This window comes from Streptococcus huangxiaojuni, from assembly GCF_040930515.1.
In the GTDB taxonomy this organism is placed as follows: domain Bacteria; phylum Bacillota; class Bacilli; order Lactobacillales; family Streptococcaceae; genus Streptococcus; species Streptococcus huangxiaojuni.
This window is the reverse complement of sequence record NZ_JBFQEG010000001.1, coordinates 124235-142055: the sequence shown is the minus strand read 5'-3', so window position 1 is coordinate 142055 and position 17821 is coordinate 124235. Positions and strand designations below refer to the sequence as shown.

The following is a 17821-nucleotide window of genomic DNA, read 5'->3' as shown; positions in this document are numbered from 1 at the left end:
AAACGTGCACAATAAAAGCTAACCATGATTGCGCAATCATGGTTAGCTTTTATTGTGTTTAATAAAAATAATCGCTTTTGCGCATTTCCCAACAAGCAATTCTCTCTATGGCTTTTATTACAAAAGCAATGCCGCTTTTGATTTAAGTACAGAGAAAGGTGCCTTGAAATAAGAAAACAAAATAGCAAATCTAGCTATTTGCGGGAACGACAGAAAGTCTATTCTAATGGTAAAGCAGTCTGATTTTTGCTGCAATGAATAAGATCAAGGCAAGACGATTGAACCTTTGACAGCCGAGAATAGATAGGCTGTTTCAGGTGGCTGCCCAAAACTTAGAGAGCTGAAAAACTCCTTCAGATTCACTAAGAATTCTCGATAGATAGTTTCATTCACTTCTTAACTTGCTTCTTGCAACTCAGACAGGAAATGATTGTAGAGGCTGCTGCGTTGGATTAATTGCTGGTGCTTCCCAAAATCTGAAACAGATCCATTCTTATTTAAAACCAGAATATAATCAGCTTCTCTAATCGTATTTAAGCGGTGAGCAATCGTCAACCGAGTCTTTCCTGCTGTGAATTTATCAATTGCCTTGCTAATGATGCTCTCTGTAACACTATCAAGACTGGCTGTTACCTCATCTAAAAGATAGATAGGGTGGTCCACTAGAAAAGCTCTGGCAATGTTAAAGCGCTGCTTTTGTCCTTCTGAAAGTCCCGTACCACTATCTGATATCCCAGTATCAATACCCTTTTCCAATTCATCAATTACCCGAGATAGATCAAGTTGCTCAAGAATTTCTTGTAAACGTTCTTCCGAAACACTACTATTTTTCCCATAAAGCAAATTTTCACGGATTGTGCCATGAAATAAGGTATTATCTTGAGGGATATAAGAAATCATTTGACGGACCTGGCTGGGTGATAAATTCTTCAACTCCTGCTGACCAATTTGGATACTTCCCTGGTAGTCTTGGTAGAATTTCATTAACAAGGAAAAGATGGTCGATTTCCCTGCCCCGCTCGGACCAACAATGGCAACATGCTTGCCCGAAGGAATTTGAACAGACAAATTATTCAAAATATTATCCGTATCATAAGCGAAATTGACTCCGCTCATGTTAATGGTTGTATTCTCAAGACCAAATTTATCCTCACAATAATCGTCTTTAGCTAATTTCAGAACTTCCATCAAACGGTTTGAAACACTTCTAAACTCACTAATTTCAGTCGCGCCTTCCGAAATATCTGATATTGGGTCAATCATCTGCGTAAGATAAAGAACAAAAGTCATCAATGAACTCATGGTCATTGCCCCCTTAGCCACTTCACCACCAGCCAGAACCAGAATCAGGATAATGAATCCCATCATTAGGCTGCTGATTAGGGTGTTTTGGAAGGAAGACCAACCGATAATTTTTTTATAATTTGCAGTCAGACGGTCGAAAGATTTCCCCATTTCCCTTGCTTCACTACGCTCCCCTCGAAAAGCCTTCATAAGACGGATGTGAACAAACTTATGACTGATGCGGCTAGAAATTTCCCCAACTCCAGTTTGGTAATTGTTATAGTAGGATTCTAATCGAGCATTGATAGGAACAATAATCAATAGCAAGACTGGGACAATAACTAAACTAATCAGAGTCATTGAGGGACTGATTGTGAATAAAAAATAAATTGAACCAGCAATAATAATGAAATTTAATAATAAATTTGGGATGACAGCTGTGATGAAATTGAGAACAATAGACATGTCATTTGTCAGACGACTGGCCAAGTCACCAGACTGATAGGTATCCAACTCCTGAACCGATGTTTTTAAAAGGTGATCATAGATGTATTTTTGAATTTTATTTAAGGCTTGGCTACCACATGTACCTACTAAATAGGATGAGGTTGCCCGAATAACATAAACAGAAATGAAAAATAGGACCATCCCGGCTAACAAATTTGGCTGGGAGCTGATTTCTGTTAAAAATTTTACATCTAATAATCTACCAATTAGCTGCGGCAACAAAAGACCTAAATTTGTTCCTATCAAACTCAGAACAAAACCTAAAATAAATTTTGGCTTGTTGAGGAAGTTAATCAGCAGCTTGAACAATTGATTTGTTATCATTAAAACTCCAAATTTTTAAATGTTTCAATACTAAAATAATTACAAATGAGAGTGTAGAGAGCAGTAACAGATACTGAACCCGCCAAAGGAATCCAAATATCACTGATGCCTTTGAAAAACTGGTTGTAACCATTCGGGAAGATCATAGCAATAGGGCCACCGATGATGGAAGTAACGGCCATCATTAGAGAGAGAGCAATGGAAACTCCCATGGTTGCCCCTGTTCCAAAGCGTAGAGAAAGAAATGCTGCTGCGGCAATGGACAAGATTCCCTTAAGAAAGATCACCAATAGATTAATGATGACATAGAGGGTGCTGTAGAGATTGTCAGACCCAAAGCGACTGCTGCCAAAGTCCATGTTAACAACACGACTGTAATGAACAAACATGCTTACCGCAAGGAATAAAATGAAGTAGAGTACCAAGATAAGAACTAGGCTGAAAAATTTCGATAGAAAAATCGATTTACGATTGATATCCTTATATAAAAACATGGTATGATCATCTGTCTCGCGCTTAAAGACTGAAATGGTTAAAAAATACAGGGCTAAAGTTGGTAAAATCATTGCATCTATTGAATTGAGCATCATATCAGCAAAGTCGAGGTAGCCAACTTGGACCCCCTGTCCAACATCAATTTGCATAAAGTTTGATGCCCCAAAGAACGATGCAACATAGTAAATCAAAGGATAGAGGGCGAAAACCAAGAATATTTTGGTTTCCTTGCGCTTCCAAACTGATTCTAATACTGCTGAAAAAATGCCTTTCATAGACTTATCCTTTCATAAAAACATCTTTAAGATGATTCTCTTTGATTTCAATACTTTCAATGAGACGATAGTTCCCAAGATTTGACCAAACTGTATTCAAGGTCTCCTTATCAGCGGCAGTCGAAATCTCTAATTGTTGATTGTTGTTCAATTTGACAGATTCTGATAAGAGTGCCTGCAAGGGCTCTAAGTCAGCCCCTTCTGTCAAGCGGACAAGAACACTTTGAGCTTCCTGTCCTAAGAATGAATCAGCTAACTGCCCAGCATCAATGTAAATATAACGGTCACATAACGCCTCTAATTCTCCCAATTGGTGACTGGAAATCAGCATGGAGATTTGACGTTCGCTTGACCATTTTTTGAGAATATCAATGAGTTTTTGAACTCCGATTGGATCCAGACCGACAAAAGGTTCATCAAGAATAAGGAAATCAGGTTCAGCCACCATAGCAATTGCCAAGGCTGTCCGTTGCTTCATCCCAAATGAGAAGCCTTTGGGTTTACGATTCCGAGCATCCCAAAGTTCAACAATTTTCAAAGTACTTTCAATATTAGAATATAAATCTTGTTTACCGTGTAACTTAAGGTAGAATTTTAAATTATCAATAACTGACATTTCTGGATAGAAGACAGGATCAATCATAATCCCAAAATCATCCAATACATTGTCACGGCTGTTAATATCTTCTTTCTTGTAAGTAATGGCTCCAGATGTTGGCTTCAAAGATTTTGCCATCAACTTCATCAGGGTTGATTTCCCTGCACCATTTTTACCAATAAGACCAACAATCTCGCCTTTTTCAATTTCCATACTGACATCTTTGAGAGAATAAAAATCGTTACCTGAGAATTTTTTTGAAATCTTTTCAACCTTAAGCATGTTGAACTCCTTTATTTCTAGATACTGATGATTTCGCGATAAAATATGCTGCTAATGAGACACCATAGAAAACTAATGCAACAAAGATAAGTTGTGAAGCAGCAAGCGGTGTTTTTGTAATTTCCATACTCACACTGCTGTTTGCTACGCTATTGACTTCAACAAATTTTGACCAAACACCTGAAGATGAGGACAAATAAGTAAGACCGATATAGTATAATAAGGATAAGGTTGGACAAACTACACTGGCAATCAATTTTTGCTTGTCAGTCTTTTGCACTTTTGTCACTAGGAAATTAAGTACAAGCGGTAAGACATAGACCAGCAAAGCAAAGCTCGAAGCGGATAATGCTAGTAAAAAATGTGAACCAGCTAGTGTAAGAATGATATAGATAATTGCAGCGATGAATAATAGTGTCATAATGAGACCTCCTAAAAATTAACTTGTGAAATGACTAGGTTATAAAGCCAGTGACCAGCAATCGAATATTGCAGTCCAAAGCGTGAAGCTAACAGTGCAAAGAGAAAACCTATTGGCGCTCTGAATATTAAATTGTCTATGAATGGATAGTTCAAATGAAGAACGAATCCAAACAAGAGGAAAGTAATAATAATTGTTGGCCAGAAACGATAATGCTTTCGCAAAATCTTGTAGAGGGCAAATCGGAAGAGAAATTCCTCACAGGCTGAAATAATCATTTGGTGGAAATATTCACTGCTTTTGATAAAGAAGTGATTGACCAAGAAAATTAAAACAGCTAATATTACATATGATTGCCAGCTAAAGTGAATGTCATGCTCGCTTGAATAAAGATTATTCTTCTTTGCTATAAAATGCGGCAAAATGATGAATCCTAAGGGCATGAAACAAATAAGCGAAAGCAGATAAGAGAATTCCAGTTGATCTCCAGAACTAAAGAATAGCATGGAGGTACCGAATACATAGACTAGCGAAGCTATAACAACCAGCCCTATTGCGATAAAGAGATGCTTTATACTTGATAATAACATTGTTACTTCTCCTAAAATTCAATTTTTCTAAATTTTTGCAATCCTCGAATGTAACAGATTCCTAAATAAACAGCCGATAAGGCAATAATAAGCAGGAAGGCCATGCCAAAACTCTCCTGGCTCATCGCCACATAGCCACTTGGAAATAGATATCGAATACCAACCAGCATTGGAGATACTGTCACAAACAATGTAAAGAATACACCTGTCAGTACGGATTGGATCGTTTTTGATGTGATTGAAACCATTGTCACCAATACGATTGTAATCAGGTTCAATAAAATAGTTGAAATGATTGAAACGACCGCTTGACCGATATCTGCTATTTGTTCAGGAAGCAGACTGCCCGATACACCTCCTCTAGGCACCATCATCACATAGTAGGCAAGCAAACCTGCTGCTACTGTACCTAAGAGATATAGACCATAAACAGTAAATAGACTTAAGACTTTAGCATTAAAAATCTTTGTCCGATTGATATCTTTGTAGAGGAACATGATGCCAGAATCAATTTCATCTTTAAAAACAGAAGTAACAACCAGTGAAAAAATCATGACTGGTAAGATAATCCTATATTGAGTATTTAAAGTCAAATCCAAAAATGTTAGAAAGCTTTGACCAAAATTAGATTGGGCACCTTCCATTGTTTGAGACAAAAATGGTACTAACAAGGGTAAGATAATAAAAGCAAAGAATATTTTGACATCTCTCCGACTTGCTACTGATTTTAAAATTGAAGTATATAACATCTCTTTTTTCCTTTTCTATTTTTTATCAATAAGATGGGGTTTAATAACTGATACTAAGACCCCATCTTATTGATAGTTAACTGTTCGTCCGTTAACTATCAGTAAAAATTATTTCCCGCTTAGATCTTATGATTTCCGCGCGTATAAGTGTATGAGAAGATACCGACACTGACCGTATTGCGTTTGCTTTGTTTTTTCATTTGAAATTTCTCCTTTGAATCATGGGCTTAGCTTTTTAATCAGGGATTCTTTTTTTTGACATTGGAACTTCTTGCCAGACTGAGTCATCTGCAACAATTGTTATTATCATTTAAAATTCCTCCCTTCTACAAGCAATTGTGCTGCAATCAAATTTAGTTATTAGTTAGTTTACATCCGTCTCTTGGAAAATTCTTATTCCCAGTTTCACTTGTCATAAGTGTCCTCCTTATTTTTTTAAAGAGCGTTTTGTGCACTTCGTCTTTACATGGATTAGTATAGCGCATCAAAAAGAAAAATAAATCACTTTGTCATGAATAGTCGCTATTCTATAATGAATGGTAAATCCAAAAAAAGCTGTTCAAATTAGTGCTCTCCAGATATTAACTTTAAGTCCCCACTCCAGCTGACAATGAGCCAATATATAAAGCAAACAAGCTGAGACAAAATGTCCCAGCTTGTTTGCTCGTTTTAGCCGCAATTTCGCACAGACTCTCCATAATCGCCAGCGGCTTATTAATAATTTTTATTTTAGTCATGCTTTAAATACCGTTCTAACTTATCCAGAACTTTCTGGCGGTCTTTCTTGTTATTTGGTACAGGCTGTAAATCATGCTGACGCAAGTAGTTCTGCTTACGATTTTTATAACGCTCTTGGTAAGGACGGCTTGTTACCAGTAAAATATAGGCGAGTAAAATCAATAAAATAGGAACCGCAAGGAAAGGCGCAATAAAAATAGGTTTAAGCTGTACCGCATCAGCAATCACATTGGCATTCCCGTCAAGATTATCAATACGGTGGCCTCTGACTAATAAACGGTGAGTATTAATCCCATAAGGAGTACAGGTCACCAAGGTACAGTAATCTTTATCGGGGTCAATCTGCAGCTGCGACAAGTCAGTCGGTTCAACAACGCGAATTTGGTCGACTTCATATGTCAGCGTTTCATCCAGAATATGCAGGGTAAAAACATCACCTTCACGCAGTTTATCCAAGTCTGAAAACAGCCGGGCAGAAGGCAAGCCGCGGTGGCCGGAGAGCACACTGTGGGTCCCCGTTCCTCCAATCGGCAGCGAAGTCCCCTCAAGATGCCCTATCGAAGTCTGTAAAACCGATTCATCTGTCCCGTGAAAAATAGACAGTTTAATATCAATTTTAGGAATATTGATATAACCCATAATTCCATTTTTATTGAAATTGAGCTCTTTCTCATACTGCTCGCGGTCTTCTTTGGAAAAATTCCAGTTCATCTTATTTTGAGCATTATAGGCTTTAGCACTCGCCAATATCTCATCATAAGCTTCAGAATCCATGTCCGACACACTTTTAGCGTAATCCATTATGGCTTCAGACTGATGAAAAGAGTTCCAATAATCACTGACAGTCGGATAAGCCAAAAGACCGAGGCCAACAAGAAAAACCCCTGTCAAACTTATAGCTGTTATATGCTTCTTTAGCCAATCCAGCAAGACGACAAACCCCTTTCACCAAGATACAAAGCCCGTTAAGAACGCAAAAGGAAAATAGGGGGCTGACTGACGAATCGCCAGATTCTAAGTCAGGACATCTTTTTCCCGCAGCGTTTAGGGCGTGTTCAGTTCACCAAGATACAAAGCCCGTATAAAACGCAAAAGGAAAATAGGGGACTGACTGACAAATCGCCAGATTCTAAGTCAGGACATCTTTTTCCCGCGGTGTTTAGGGCGTGTTCAGTTCATCCAAGATAGGAAAAGCTCTTAAAAATCACAGCAAAAAGTGTAAGCTTACTTTCATAAAAGAGTCATCTCCGGAAAAAGCTGCCGCTCCTTCCGGAGATTTCTTTTTAATAGGCTGAAAATACTCTAAAACTGCTTTATGCCTGATTCTTCATTCTTCTTTTAGAGATCATAAAGACGAGAGCTCCGATTACCAGAAGAGAACCAAAGAGATAGAAGAGAGTGGTACCGATAGAACCTGTTGAAGGCAGCTCCGCACCGGCTCTATTGATAACTTCTGCTTGATTAGCTTTTTCTGGGTCAATAGATACGGCCTGACGTTCTGTCAAAATATTGTAGCCGTCCGGCGCTTTAATTTCTTCTAGATAGTAAGTTGTATCGCCTTTAAGACCTTTAACTTCTACTTGGCCTGCTTCGATAGCCACACCTGTTTCGCCTGCCTCAGCTACACGGTAGCTGTCGCCGTCTTTGACGACTTGGATTTCTTCACCGCCGTTGGCTGCTGTATAGAGCTTAAACTGAGCACCTGTCAGATTTTTAGTTCCGTCAGTTTTCACCAAATTAAATTTGTAAGTTTTGACTGTTGTTTCATTATCGCCTGGGTCATTTGGGTCGACAGGATTGTCAGGAGTTGTTGTAGTATCGTAGGAAATCGCCGCTTTGTTGCTTGCAGTGCCACCTTGAGCGTCTTTGGTCACAACGGCATTGTAAGTAACAATAACTTCTGTCGGTGAGTTATAAATGCTGGTGCTGCCATTTACCCATGGCACAGTAACAGTCAGCTCACCGGATTCTGATTTTGAAACTGCAGCAGCTGTGGTCACATCCTGACCGCCGACTGTTACTTTGACAGAAGATTTGTCAATATCCAGAGCAGCTGGGGTATCTTTGATGGTGTATTTAGTGATTTGTTCGGTTTTGCCGTCAGCTGTCACGTGGTTAGTGGCAATATATTTGATTTGGAAATTAACGGTGTCACCGATTTTAGCAGTTGTTTCCGAAACGGTATTTCCATCAACAACGATTTTCTTACCGCCGCCGTCGCTTGGATCCGGAATTGTAGGGTTGGTTTCATTTTTATCGATCACTGTCGCATCAGGATTGGTACTATCCACGGTCAGTGTTGCTCCAAGAGAGGATTTCACAAAATAGTAGCCGAATGGCAGATTATCAAAGACAACTGTGTTATTTTCTGCTGTCACTTCGCTGTCGACCTGAGTGCCGAAACTTTCTGCCCATGTCCTGAATGCCTCTGTAGAAACATCAGCGCCTTCTTTGGCCAAGACATTGCCTGAGCTGTCGACATCAAACCATTCATTGCCAGTAAAGGTCTTGCCACTTGGCACCTTGTATGAAATCCCGTCAGCACTGTAGGTCGCATCAAACAGTTTATAAACCGAGTACTTCTGCCCCGCCGAAGCATTGCTGATTGTAATAGATCCTGTGGTGTTATCGGCAGATACCAGTCCGCCAGCCAATACGGTTGTTAGCACAGCCAGTATCAGCGCTACCATTTTTCTTAAATTCTTCATAATATCCCTTCTTCTAAAATATAATTGATTCAGCTAAGCCTTGCCTAGCTCCAGACTTTTTGCAAGCATGCAGTCAACTTAAGAGGTATCAGCCATAGGACGACCTCCTCCTATGCTTTTCTTTAACGAGAGCAGCAAGCAAGGCTCCTCCCATCAGTGCAAAACCGCAGGCAATATAGAAATATCTGCCTTGACCGCCGGTTTGCGGCAGAGCTCGGCCGGGCTCATTAGCTATTTGCAGCCGCTGGCTGTACTGGCCGGCTCCTGACTGCAGTCTGGCATTAGGAGCCTCTGCAGCATCACCGTTCTCATCAGTCAGCTCAATGCTGTAAGTCGATGAAAGTCCATCATCATCTGTTTTTTCTGTAACAGTAAAGTAGATGTCATCACCTAAGACAATATAGCCATCCGGCGCAGCCGTTTCTTTAAGTTTATAACGGCCGGCTGTCAGCCCCGGAATGTTAGCACCATCGGTACTGCTGATAGTGATTTCATCGAAATCAGCAACCGCAGCCCATTTGCTGCCATCCCATTTGCTTATCTGGAATTTACCGCCAGATAAAGCTTCCCAGCTCTTATTGGTCTTTTGCACATTAAGTGTTGGCAAAACAGTCAGTTTTCCAAACTCTGTCACTATCTCATAGTTTTGTGACTTAGTATTGTCATCAAGAGTATAGCTAAAACGATTTTCCGATTGACCTGGATCGGTCTGGCTGCCAGTCACTGTGTACTTGGCCCCTTCTCCCTCAACAAAACCGCTGTAATCAGCACCATCCGGAACCTTGATTGTTATGGTATCCTCTGTCAAGCTTGAACCGTCGTAGGCCTTGTCTGCCGAAGCAGAAACCAATATCAGCTCACGCGGTTTAATCACCAGCTGTCCGTTAGAGATTTGGAAAGTCACATCAAAATTAGGATTTTCATTGACAAACCGATTCTCCAAGTCCAGATCATAAGTACCGGCATCTGTAGCTGAAACCTTTTGGCCATCACTCGGGCCGGTAAAGGTCAGATCGGATTCTGTATAGAGTTTGCTGCTGTCAACAATCTCTATATCATCATAAGTGATACTTGCTTCTTGACCGTCATACACCTTTTCTTTAGTTTGACCGCTGATTATCACAGTCACCGGCTGCTTATGAACAGTCAAAACGCCAGGATTGTAATCAATATGATAATAGTAGCTGCGATCTTTTCCATCACTGTCCTTAATGACTAGGTCTTTTGGATTTACCTGACTGGCACCGGCATCTGTCTGACTGCCGCTATAAGCGACGCTGTCCAGACTGTCTCCTTCAGCCAGCATATGACTGTAATTGTTCTGAAGGTCTGAAAGGCCGGAGCTGGTCAGAGCTGTACCATCATAGGTTTTTTCTTTGTTTTGAGCCGTGACAGCTATATTTTTCTTATAGTAAAGGTCAATAGTGATGGTTTCACCCTTGTCGATTCGGTAGACAACCTTATTTTTATCGTCATTGCTGTCCTTGGACTCTTCAAAGGTATAGCCGTCTATGGATTTACGATTGACAGTGTACGTTCCTGGTCTTTTCTTTAGAACAGTCAGCGGATCCTGACCAGGAATCGGGTTCCCGTCCATGTCCAAGTAATTAACCGTAATCTGAGCTGTATCATAATTGCGGTACCTAAAGACAATGACATTGTGGTCTGCCTGCGAGGACAGCACTAAGCTCTCCACATCTTCTAAGGGGTAATAATCGACAGACAGCATCTCTTCAGTTACTCCGGCCTGCGAAGCCATGTGGTCCTTATCTGCTGCCACCGCCGATTCTTTGGCTCGGATAGTGCTGCCGTCAACAGTCTTTGTGACAGTCGGCGCTACTTCAATGGCTTCATTATCCGCAAGGACATACTTAATCGTATAGGTAACATCTGCCACCTTAGGTGAGTAATAGAAGGTAATCACATTGTTCTCATAATCCAGATGGATTGTTTTGCTGGTATCATCCGGTCTGTAGCCGGTAATACCCAGTGCAGATTCAGAAATTGCCTGACCGTGTACAAAAGCCGGACTGGTTTCTGTTTTTTCAGCTGCCAGCGGATTATCAGTCCCCGCTTCTAGATAGCGGACAGTATAGGTCAGTGGTTTCAGCTGCCAGTGAGCATAGAGTGTGATATCCTCAGTCACAGGCTTGGACCAGTCATAAAGTTCACCGCCGTCAGAATCTGTATACCAGCCGACAAAGTCATAATACTTTTTAGTCGGACTGTCCGGGAAGCTAGCTTCCTTATATTTTTCAACAGTCTGTGCTGCCGGTGCCTGGCTGTCCCCGCCATTGGTGTCAAAAGTCACTTTGAAGCTTGGTGCCTGCCATTTGGCATAGAGAACCACATTGCTAGCCGGCATTGTCGCAAAGTCGTAAGGTGTTGTCAGACCCGCATCGGCATACCAGCCGCCCCAAGTATAATCCTCATCAACATCGTCCGGCCGATTCGGTGTAAAGTTGTAGGTCGAATTATTAATATTGGCATCAAAAAGAATGTTCGACTTGGTCTCTATCTTGCTGCTGCCATAATAATAATCAATTTCAAAACTGTCTCTGTTGTAGTAGAAGCGGTAGGTACCACCGCTGGAATTCGCATCGGTCGCCTGATAGCCGCTCGGCGGCTCTTCAATATAAGTATAGCCAACAATAGTTTTAGCATTAAATCTGGAATTACCTACTTTCGCAAATGATTGGCTGTAAGTCTCAGATTTCACATAGACAGACGGATCATCGGCGGACTGCAGATAATACTCAACAGTATAGGCTACTAAGTCACCCCGCCAGGCAGCCGTATACGTTTTTTCATTATTGCTATCTGCTCCTGCAATCATATCGGTAGTGACTTCAAAACGCCGTGTATTATATCTGGTATTATTAGGATTTTCCCAGCCAGCAAACAATTTTTCATTGTAACTATCGGCAACTTCATCTACCCCTGAAGGCCAAACACTGGAAACATCCTGTCCTAAAACAACATCGGAAATTCGGTACTCTGTATCGTAATAATAGCGACCATTTTTGTAAATTCTGCCCGAACTTCCCCACCAAGTAGTTCTTGGGCCGTTTAAATCAAAGATAAAGGTATAACGTTTTAGCTTGTAGTAAACTTTTAAAATAGAGGTACCATCGGCGGCTATTTCTACTTTGGAATCAGTATTTTGTGCACTGTCTCTTTCATAGCCGGTAGTATCTGTGCTGATTGCCGGAGCATCAGCAGCTGAAACCGTTGTACCGACCTGTCCCTGAGCACTCTCGGCACTGTCATAAACAAAATGGGTCGTTCCGCTGCTGTTATCATACTGCTCTTTATAGTAGACAATAGTATAATCAACCGTCTGGCCTTTCCATTCAGCGTAAAGAGTCTTATCACTGTCTAAAGTCACTGACCCGCTGGTTTTAGCCTCATCAGACAAATCAGCCTTTTCATGCCAGCCGACAAAGTCATAGCCTGTCTTAGTAGGAACTGTCTCTGTCAGAGGCTGCTTGCTCTGGTAGAGGCCGGTTTGCGGTGCTATATAAGAACCGCCCTTAGTGTCATAGGAAAGCGTGTAGTTCTTTCTGGTATAGTAAACATAGAGTTTCTGTCCTTTAGCCTCTGTAATCTCGACCGATTCTGTCTTTTCAAAATTAGCATAATCATAGGAAAGAACCTGCGGCCTTACGGTTGATCCGAGAACACCGTAGGCATGAACCGTTTCAATTTCAGAATAGCCTTGACCATCAAGGTCTTTCAGCATGTAGACATAATCATACTCTGCTGTATAAGGCACATACTTAACGTTAATGGCTATCTTCTGATCTTCATTTCCGTCGGCAGCATCCTTAGCGGCTAAGTCTTCCCCTTTAAGTTCAATCAAAGACTGTTCGGGATAGTAAATAGCATCTGCAGGCAGGCTGGTATCTTCACCTTTGCTGACTTCGGTAGAAGCAGGGGGCGTGATGCGGTAGGGCGTATCATTGTCCTCAATCTGGTAAATCTCGGTATCAAAAGTCACATCCCGGTCAGCACTGTTATTATGGTAAAAATAATTGACAGTCACAGTATAGATTGAGATATCTGTAAAGACAGCCTCAACCGTCATATCATCTGTAACCGGCGTATCCGCTGTAACGGTTTCACCGGTCTCCTTGTTTTCCCAATGATCGAAGCGATAACCCGATTTAAAAGGATCCTCAGGAAGAGAGCCGATAGTGGCACCCTCTTTGACATCGATTAAGGTGGAGATTTCCTGTTCCTCACCGTCATTATCTGTATAAACAAACCTGACCGTGTAGTAGTTGACCCCTTCGATGGTAATTCCTCGCTGCACGACACCATAAACAGAGAAACTGTCAGCTGAGAAGTTGACTTCCGATATTTTTCCGTCCTTTTCGTTTGATTCAACCGCAAGAAGGTCTGTTTTGTCACTGTTATCGGCAAAATGTACAGCCAAAAGTTCGCTGTCTTTTTCTTTTTTCAGCCCCTCAGGATATTTGACTTGCACTTCTACCGCTGCTGAGGGTTCGACTTCCTTGCCTTGGTAAACAAAGGAAATATCAAAAAATCTGGCATAGGACAGGTCATCACCGTCCAGCGCTTTCTTAGTCTGCTCATAATGAGCAGCGTAACTGTCCGAGCCTTCTTTAATCTCTTCAACCTTGAGTTCCACTCCTATAGGCAGTTTCGCATCTGCATCAAAGTTAACAGTAATCTCATAATCATTCCCGCTGTACTGCAGACTTGTTGGCTGAGTAATCAAATCTGCCTCATCTTCTGCACTATCTTGGGATGAACTGTCTGCTTTAGACTGATTTTCAGTTTCTGTATCTGCTGCAGGAGACTCGTCCTCTGCCGCTTGAGTATTTGACTCTGCGGCTTCAATGCCGGGCTCTTGGCTGGCAGTGTTCTGATCCAGCGTAATGGCCGGCAGAATCAAGGCATAAGTGGTTACAAAAACAACTATTATCGCAAATGCGACTGCTAATTTTTTATATCGAGACTGAAGCGATCTCAGATATTTAAAATCAAACCATTGTTTCATCGCCTGTCTTTTCACTTTCCTTTCTATACGGATCGTTTCAAATTATTGAATCAGGCCTAATTCAGGCAGCGGCCAGATTTTAAAGATAAGTTTCCCGACAATCTGTTCTGAAGCCACCGTCCCTACTGAACTGTTTCGGGAGTCGATAGAAACTTTGCGGTTATCCCCCATGACAAAAATACGGCCGTCAGGAACCTGATAAGGAAAAGTAATGTTTGTTTCTCCATAAGCCTTTTCTTTTAGATAAGGTTCAGCTATTTTTTTCTGATTGACATAGACATTGCCTTTCTTATCCATATCAACCCAATCGCCGGATTCAGCAATAACCCGTTTGACCAGAATGTTATTATTATAATAGAAGGCAACAATATCGCCTGTTTCAAAGCGGCTGCTTTTGACTGAAACAACTAAGTCTCCGCTGTCCAGCGTCCCCTTCATAGACTTGCCGTAAATCCGCAAAATGGGCAAAAAAAGCACGGCAACCAAAACAGCGACAGCTGCGACTACTGTTAACATAAAGGCGGTGCTTCTTAATGTCTCTAAAAATTTCTTGCGGTAGCTCAGCTCCTTGTAAGCAGCTTCAATTTCTTTTTTTTCAGGCAGTACAGGAGTCTCTTGAATCTTAGCTTCTGTCGGCTTTTCCATCTTCTTCTCCCAATCTTGCTTTTATATTATTCAAGTATAGGTCGGCTGCTTTTTGCGCTTCTGCAAAAATATTGGTCAATTTAAGCGAAGCCTCAGCCAGAGATCCCGATTCTTTGAGAATAATCTCCCTGTCTGCCAGTTTTTCTTCAGCGGCAGCCAGTTGATTTTTAAGCGCTTCAATCTCTTCACTTTGCGCTAACATAATCTCTAAAAGCTCGGTTTTTTTAAGTTTTCTTAAGTTTTTTCTCTCTTTATTTAACATAATTGTAATTCCTAACTCTCCGTGTTAATTATATCATAAGATTAGCAAAAAATGTAATTAATTTTATATTATATTGTAAAACAATTAACATTTTTGTAATCTTTGAGAAACATAGAGCACAGACCGCCTGTTCTGGGGCTTCATCCCCATTTTGCCTCGCTCTATTAACAGCTTTTGCATTTGACCTGAATACAGTCTAGGTGCTGTGGAGTGAAATTATCCAAATTATCTAATAGAGGATTTGGGACAGAACTTAGAAATTAGAGGGTGAGGCGATCTTATAAGCTGAGGCTCTGCGTCACTGAGTGCAACCGCAGACGTCTGGGAGTAGGACAGAACTTTTGTCAAGGATAAAAAGTTCTTTGCCCCACCTCCGAAAGGCCTAGTAGGCATTTTAAAGCTTTGAAAAAGCGACTAAAATGTCACTAGACACTAATGTCCTGAAAAAAAGCTAGAATTGATTCAAAAGTTAAAGCTTTTACCGTACCCTTCTAACCGTCTTGGCAGGGGTGCGCAGACGAAATCAGAGATTTCTGGCTTACCGCCATTTTTGCTGTGAGCTTGAACGCCCTTTGTATCTTACATAAAAAAAGCAGCCTCATATGAGGCTGCTTGTGTTTTTAGTATGATTTTTTATATAAGTTTCGTCTGTTTTATTTCTGTTAGTGTCAAGAGAAAATATCGCCGTTTTTATAGCGGCCTAGATTAAGTTTAAGCATTGTCTGTACCTCTTCTAATCTGTTTACTGCTGACAGAAACTCTTAAGTTCCCATCTAAGCAGTATCTCCATTTTTATACCTAGCTACATGCATAAACTGACCTCCAAAAACGAATATTCTGCAAAGTCTTCTTAAGAAGCGGAAAAACCGCCTGCTATTTACTGTCACCGTTTTTATAGCGGCCTATATTTAAAACTAACATATGTGCCACCTTCCTTATAATCAAATCATTATTGCCTACCTATTGAAGACTCCCAAAATCTTTTTAAACATCTCCTTTCTTTTTACTGAGTCTTACTTAATTTCATCTATATTATACTGTAAGCGTTTTCGCTTGTCAAGTATAAAGCTCATAAAATGATCCAATTTTGAAATTTTTAGTCAGTTTGCTACAATAGGAGATATGATAGATTTAAAAGCCTATGGGATTGTCATGTGGGATGAAAGCAAGATTGCTTCTTTCCGGCGAACTCTCCTCAACTGGTACGACCGAGAGAAGCGTGATCTCCCTTGGCGCCGGACTAAAAACCCTTATAAAATCTGGATTTCCGAAATCATGCTGCAGCAAACCCAAGTTCAGACCGTTATTCCTTATTATGAGAGGTTTCTTGACTGTTTTCCGACTGTCACCGACTTGGCAGCCGCCGACGAAGAAAAACTGCTCAAGACTTGGGAAGGTTTGGGATATTACTCCCGAGTCCGTAATATGCAAAAAGCCGCCAGACAGATTGTTGAGGATTTTCAAGGACATTTTCCGGAAAACTATGAACAAATAGCTCAGCTCAAAGGCATCGGCCCTTACACTGCCGGTGCTATAGCCAGCATCGCTTTTGATTTGCCGGAACCCGCTGTTGATGGAAATGTCATGCGTGTGCTGTCACGGTTATTTGAAATTGATTATGATATTGGTCAGCCTAAAAACCGTAAAATTTTTCAAGCTTTGATGGAAATCCTAATTGACCCTGAGCGGCCGGGAGACTTTAACCAGGCCTTGATGGATCTAGGGAGCGATATTGAATCGGCCAAAAATCCCAGACCAGAGGAGAGCCCTGTCCGCTTTTTCAGTGCTGCATATTTAAATGGAACAATGGACAAATACCCCATCAAGCGTCCTAAGAAAAAACCGCAGCCGGTACAAATTCAAGCTTTTATTATCCGAAATGAAACAGGCGATTATTTACTGGAAAAAAATAAGAACAGCCGCCTGCTGGAAGGTTTTTGGTCCTTCCCGCTGATGGAAACAAGCTTTATCGGACAGCCATTAACTTTATTTGACGATAGTGCTGACAGTCTGCGGGAAACTCTGTCTCAAAAAAAGGTGTTTGAAGAGCAGTATCAGATCAGTCCCAGCTGGTCTGACAGACGCTTCAGCCAGCTTAAACATGTCTTTAGCCATCGGAAATGGCAGATCGAGCTGACAGAAGGTCTGCTGGCAGCGGCTGATATACAGGAGAGTGAAACCGTCCGCTGGGTTTCTGCGGCCGATTTTGCCAATTATCCTTTTGCAGCACCGCAGCAGAAAATACTGGAGGAGTATCTGAAACACGATAGCGATTAGGTTTTTGCCCAGTTAAACTATTTGGAGCCTGCTGCAGGCAGCAGGCTCATTTCAAGCAAAGGCCTTTGACGGATTTAGGATCTTATTCATTAGCCCTATTTCCATTTTTAAACAAATAAAACCAGCGTCTATAGCATTAGACGCTGGTTTTATTTACTTAACAATCGGCTGATTAACTCAGCTCAGCTACAATTTCTTTAAGCTGATCTTTTGTATGGACACCTGCCACTTGTTTAACCACTTCTCCATCTTTTTTAAAAAGCAGAGTAGGAATGGACATGATACCAAACTGCTGTGCTGTTTGGGGATTTTCGTCTACATCCAGCTTAACAATTTTAAGCTCATCTTCGTCCAGCTCTTCGGAAAGCTGTTCTAAAATAGGAGCCTGCATCCGGCAGGGGCCGCACCAAGTAGCCCAAAAATCAACTAAAACCAGACCTTGATCTGTTTCAGCTGCAAAAGTTTTATCTGTAACAACCTGTGTCATGTATTTCCCTCGTTTCTTTTAGTTTATGAGCCTATTGTACGGGAAAAAAAGTGTTTTGCCAAATATTTGCTACGGTAAATGAAAAACTGTCCAAACAGAACAAAGCGAATCCGTGTTAGTTATATTGAACCGGGATTTGCATGCGGATAAACA

The 17821-nt window shown here is 41.1% G+C and carries 13 protein-coding genes; 1 reads left to right on the top strand and 12 read right to left on the bottom strand.

What is annotated here, in order from left to right:
* Positions 1-396: 396 nt before the first annotated feature.
* The 11 genes from AB3329_RS00680 to AB3329_RS00630 all read right to left on the bottom strand — a co-directional run bounded on the left by AB3329_RS00680 (position 397) and on the right by AB3329_RS00630 (position 14904).
* Complete coding sequence (locus AB3329_RS00680; protein ID WP_368393951.1) at positions 397-2112, bottom strand: ABC transporter ATP-binding protein; 1716 nt, start codon at positions 2110-2112, stop codon at positions 397-399.
* 2 nt (positions 2113-2114) lie between these two features.
* A complete protein-coding gene (locus tag AB3329_RS00675) occupies positions 2115-2885 on the bottom strand; it encodes an ABC-2 family transporter permease (protein WP_368393807.1) in 771 nt (256 codons plus the stop codon).
* A gap of 4 nt (positions 2886-2889) precedes the next feature.
* Positions 2890-3765, bottom strand: coding sequence for an ABC transporter ATP-binding protein (locus AB3329_RS00670; RefSeq protein WP_368393806.1), 876 nt, complete (start codon positions 3763-3765; stop codon positions 2890-2892).
* A complete protein-coding gene (locus AB3329_RS00665) occupies positions 3758-4186 on the bottom strand; it encodes an Msa family membrane protein (RefSeq protein WP_368393805.1) in 429 nt (142 codons plus the stop codon). Before AB3329_RS00665 ends, AB3329_RS00670 begins: the two co-directional genes overlap by 8 nt.
* Before the next feature lie 11 nt (positions 4187-4197).
* Complete coding sequence (locus AB3329_RS00660) at positions 4198-4776, bottom strand: CPBP family glutamic-type intramembrane protease (protein WP_368393804.1); 579 nt, start codon at positions 4774-4776, stop codon at positions 4198-4200.
* An 11-nt stretch (positions 4777-4787) separates the two neighbouring features.
* The gene (locus AB3329_RS00655; protein ID WP_368393803.1) at positions 4788-5525 is read right to left on the bottom strand and encodes an amino acid transporter; all 738 of its coding nucleotides are present in this window, start codon (positions 5523-5525) and stop codon (positions 4788-4790) included.
* Between the two features lie 729 nt (positions 5526-6254).
* Positions 6255-7193 carry a class C sortase gene (locus tag AB3329_RS00650; protein ID WP_438272887.1) on the bottom strand — a complete coding sequence of 313 codons (939 nt, stop codon included), beginning with the start codon at positions 7191-7193 and terminating at the stop codon, positions 6255-6257.
* Between the two features lie 383 nt (positions 7194-7576).
* On the bottom strand, positions 7577-8971 hold the full coding sequence (locus tag AB3329_RS00645; protein ID WP_368393802.1) for a SpaH/EbpB family LPXTG-anchored major pilin: 1395 nt from the start codon (positions 8969-8971) through the stop codon (positions 7577-7579).
* An 88-nt stretch (positions 8972-9059) separates the two neighbouring features.
* The gene (locus AB3329_RS00640) at positions 9060-13997 is read right to left on the bottom strand and encodes an InlB B-repeat-containing protein (protein WP_368393801.1); all 4938 of its coding nucleotides are present in this window, start codon (positions 13995-13997) and stop codon (positions 9060-9062) included.
* Between the two features lie 42 nt (positions 13998-14039).
* Positions 14040-14642 (bottom strand): signal peptidase I, encoded by a 603-nt coding sequence (lepB, locus tag AB3329_RS00635; protein WP_368393800.1) that lies wholly within the window; start codon positions 14640-14642, stop codon positions 14040-14042.
* Positions 14620-14904, bottom strand: a complete 285-nt coding sequence (locus AB3329_RS00630; protein WP_368393799.1) for a DNA repair protein — start codon at positions 14902-14904, stop codon at positions 14620-14622. Before AB3329_RS00630 ends, lepB begins: the two co-directional genes overlap by 23 nt.
* Before the next feature lie 1122 nt (positions 14905-16026).
* Between AB3329_RS00630 and mutY the strand changes: the two genes are divergently transcribed.
* Positions 16027-17181 (top strand): A/G-specific adenine glycosylase, encoded by a 1155-nt coding sequence (gene mutY, locus AB3329_RS00625; RefSeq protein ID WP_368393798.1) that lies wholly within the window; start codon positions 16027-16029, stop codon positions 17179-17181.
* A gap of 172 nt (positions 17182-17353) precedes the next feature.
* Here the strand turns inward: mutY and trxA are convergent, their stop codons facing one another.
* Positions 17354-17668, bottom strand: coding sequence for a thioredoxin (trxA, locus tag AB3329_RS00620; protein WP_067060052.1), 315 nt, complete (start codon positions 17666-17668; stop codon positions 17354-17356).
* Between the last annotated feature and the right edge of the window lie 153 nt (positions 17669-17821).

What these genes read in the sequence shown, in the direction of transcription:
- AB3329_RS00645 (WP_368393802.1), bottom strand. Translation starts at nt 8,971, where the DNA reads ATGAAGAATTTAAGAAAAATGGTAGCGCTGATACTGGCTGTGCTAACA.
- AB3329_RS00675 (WP_368393807.1), bottom strand. Translation starts at nt 2,885, where the DNA reads ATGAAAGGCATTTTTTCAGCAGTATTAGAATCAGTTTGGAAGCGCAAG.
- mutY (WP_368393798.1), top strand. Translation starts at nt 16,027, where the DNA reads ATGATAGATTTAAAAGCCTATGGGATTGTCATGTGGGATGAAAGCAAG.
- lepB (WP_368393800.1), bottom strand. Translation starts at nt 14,642, where the DNA reads ATGGAAAAGCCGACAGAAGCTAAGATTCAAGAGACTCCTGTACTGCCT.
- AB3329_RS00665 (WP_368393805.1), bottom strand. Translation starts at nt 4,186, where the DNA reads ATGACACTATTATTCATCGCTGCAATTATCTATATCATTCTTACACTA.
- AB3329_RS00655 (WP_368393803.1), bottom strand. Translation starts at nt 5,525, where the DNA reads ATGTTATATACTTCAATTTTAAAATCAGTAGCAAGTCGGAGAGATGTC.
- AB3329_RS00660 (WP_368393804.1), bottom strand. Translation starts at nt 4,776, where the DNA reads ATGTTATTATCAAGTATAAAGCATCTCTTTATCGCAATAGGGCTGGTT.
- AB3329_RS00670 (WP_368393806.1), bottom strand. Translation starts at nt 3,765, where the DNA reads ATGCTTAAGGTTGAAAAGATTTCAAAAAAATTCTCAGGTAACGATTTT.
- AB3329_RS00630 (WP_368393799.1), bottom strand. Translation starts at nt 14,904, where the DNA reads ATGTTAAATAAAGAGAGAAAAAACTTAAGAAAACTTAAAAAAACCGAG.
- trxA (WP_067060052.1), bottom strand. Translation starts at nt 17,668, where the DNA reads ATGACACAGGTTGTTACAGATAAAACTTTTGCAGCTGAAACAGATCAA.
- AB3329_RS00640 (WP_368393801.1), bottom strand. Translation starts at nt 13,997, where the DNA reads ATGAAACAATGGTTTGATTTTAAATATCTGAGATCGCTTCAGTCTCGA.